The organism is Allosphingosinicella sp., from assembly GCF_036570505.1.
Lineage (GTDB): Bacteria > Pseudomonadota > Alphaproteobacteria > Sphingomonadales > Sphingomonadaceae > Allosphingosinicella.
Window position 1 is genome coordinate 1 of record NZ_DATCYB010000116.1, and the last position, 1,855, is coordinate 1,855.

Below are 1,855 nucleotides of genomic sequence, written 5' to 3' on the forward strand. Positions count from 1 at the left end.
CACCGAGGGCGTCGGCTTCACCGACTTCTCGGACCGCAAGAACCGCGGCTATTTCGAATCCACCTATGTCCGTACCCCGGGCGGCGTGATGTTCGAAGCGACCCACAGCCTGGGCTTCACCCATGACGAGGACGAAAACACCCTCGGCATGGACCTGAAGGTTTCGCCGCAGTTCGACGACAAGAAGCACCTCATCCAGCAGGCGATGGAAGACGATCCGATCGTCGTCTGATCGCTGACGCAGGAAAGAAAGGGAGGCCCGGCAAATGTCGGGCCTCTTTTTTTGCGTCCTGGAACCTTGAAGTCCTGGGAAAGGAGAGGACGGCTATTGCCGGAATGTCCTTGCAGCATCGAGCAATAACTCGCCGAGCAGGAACCGAGCGAAGTCGAAGGCCCATATCGAAGCATCAGTCCTTCGATACGCCTCTTCGACAGGCCCTAATACCAAGGTGCATTGATCAGAACCCATAGGCCCATTGGCGCAGTCCGAGTGACATGATGCGCCAAGGCTGCTCGACGAGCTTGTTCCAGGCGAAGCAGCAGTGATCGACGATGTCATCGTAGGATTGGAAGATGCGGTTCGAGAGCCAGTTGTCGCGCATGAACTGCCAGACGTTCTCGACCGGGTTGAGCTCCGGGCACCTGGGCGGCAGCGGCATCAAGGTGATGTTGGGCGGCACGACCAGCTCGGCCGATCCATGCCATCCGGCCTGATCGAGCAGCAGAACGGCATGTGCGCCCGGCGCGACGTGGAAGGCGATCTCCTCGAGGTGCATGCTCATCGCCTCGCTGTTGCAGCGGGGCATGACGATGCCGGCGGCTTTACCTTCGGCGGGACAGATCGCGCCGAACAGCCACGCCGAGGAGCGTCGCTGATCCTTGGGTGCCGAGGGCCGCGTGCCGCGCTTCGCCCAGCGCCGGGTGAGCTTGGTTTGCTGACCGATGCGAGCCTCGTCCTGCCACCACAGCTCTATCGGCGTTCCTCGCGGGAGGCGCCGCCTGATCTGCGCCAGGCGGGCAGCGAAGCTTTTTTAAAATCGGCAATGTCGTCGCCCTTCTGCCCCCGATGGCGGGGCCGCGCCGAGAGCTTGCGGTAGCCCATCGCGCGAAGCTCACGCCCGAGGGTATGGCGCGTGACCGAGAGCGCGAACTCGTCCCAGATCCACTGGGCTAGATCGGCAAGCCGCCAGCGCACCACGCCATGCGCCGCGGGGATTGGTCCGGCCTCGACTATCGCTGCAAGCCGCGCGCGCTGCTCGTCATTGAGGATCGCGGCCCGGCCCGGCGCCTTGCGCGTCGCCAGACCATCGGGACCGCCTTCGTTGAACCGCAGGACCCAGTCGCGCACGATTTGCAGCGTGACGCCGGCAACCTTCGCCGCTTCGCTCCGGCTCCCACCATCCAGGATCAGAGCCACCGCCAATAGCCGCCGGACCTGATCCGCATCATCGCTTCGTCGCGCAAACTGGCGCAAATCCGCCGATGTGTAGTCAGACCGAACCCCAATCGCTGCCGCCATCGCAAGCCTCCACATGCCTGCTACGTCGAATCAGATTTTCATGAGCTTGGAAATCCCCCGCGTGAGTCAGCCTCAACGCACCTTGGTATAAGAGCCCGTTTCGAAAGGTCGAAGGGTAGTCAGCGCCAAACGGCACGACCCTTTCCATATCCGGGAAAGCGGGCCTCGAATTCGTCCATAAATTTGAGCCGGACAATGTTCAGTTCGCCGATCAGTTCAGCGGGAAAGTCGGCCATACCGGCTTCGTCCATGAGATCGTAGAGACACAGCATCACTTGCTGCATTCGCTCCGCCGGATCGACGGGCAAGCCATATTCATCGCGATCTTCGCTCATC

General features: G+C 62.0%; 2 protein-coding genes and 1 pseudogene. 1 reads left to right on the forward strand and 2 read right to left on the reverse strand.

Translation table 11 applies throughout. The features are described from left to right. Positions 1–232: pseudogene (locus VIR62_RS14955) on the forward strand (hydroxyquinol 1,2-dioxygenase); the annotation flags it as partial. Positions 233–458: 226 nt separating this feature from the next. Here VIR62_RS14955 and VIR62_RS14960 read toward each other — a convergent pair. Together VIR62_RS14960 and VIR62_RS14965 are read right to left on the reverse strand one after the other, a co-directional pair. Further along, positions 459–1,519 (reverse strand): IS630 family transposase gene (locus VIR62_RS14960; RefSeq protein WP_431872557.1). Its coding sequence is split into 2 segments (ribosomal slippage): positions 459–1,027 and positions 1,027–1,519, totalling 1,062 coding nucleotides; the frame shifts between segments, so codons are not numbered across the junction. Positions 1,520–1,638: 119 nt separating this feature from the next. Beyond that, a partial coding sequence (locus VIR62_RS14965; RefSeq protein WP_431872558.1) for a hypothetical protein occupies positions 1,639–1,855 on the reverse strand: 217 nt, incomplete at its 5' end.